Source organism: Streptomyces zinciresistens K42 (genome assembly GCF_000225525.1).
In the GTDB taxonomy this organism is placed as follows: Bacteria; Actinomycetota; Actinomycetes; order Streptomycetales; family Streptomycetaceae; genus Streptomyces; species Streptomyces zinciresistens.
In genome coordinates this window covers 1-297 of the sequence record NZ_AGBF01000503.1, presented here as the reverse complement: position 1 = coordinate 297, position 297 = coordinate 1, and the positions used below count along the sequence as shown (strand labels likewise).

Annotated in this window: 1 pseudogene; it reads right to left on the bottom strand. The window is 70.7% G+C overall.

Annotated elements, in window-relative coordinates:
* Window positions 1–297, bottom strand: a pseudogene (locus tag SZN_RS37385) (telomere-associated protein Tap); the annotation flags it as partial.

Sequence of the window (297 nt, the reverse complement as noted above, 5' to 3'; positions counted from 1 at the left end):
ACCAGCCGTCCAGGTAGCGGCCGTTCTCGCGCCGCACCCACGCCTCCAGCGGGCGCACCTCGTAGCCGAGCTCCACCGCGTACGCCACGGTGGGCGTCGCGTACCAGGCCGGCCCTTCGGGAGGCTCGCCCTTCGGCGTGAACGGAGACGGCAGCAGCGAGCCGTCCAGCTCCACCCACTCCTTGCCGACCTTCACCTTCGACAGGTCGACATGGGAGAGGTCGACCAGCCGAGCTCGGCCGGGCAGTCGTTCGGGTACGAACCGTACCGGGTTCGTGACGTGCGTCGGCGCTCCGA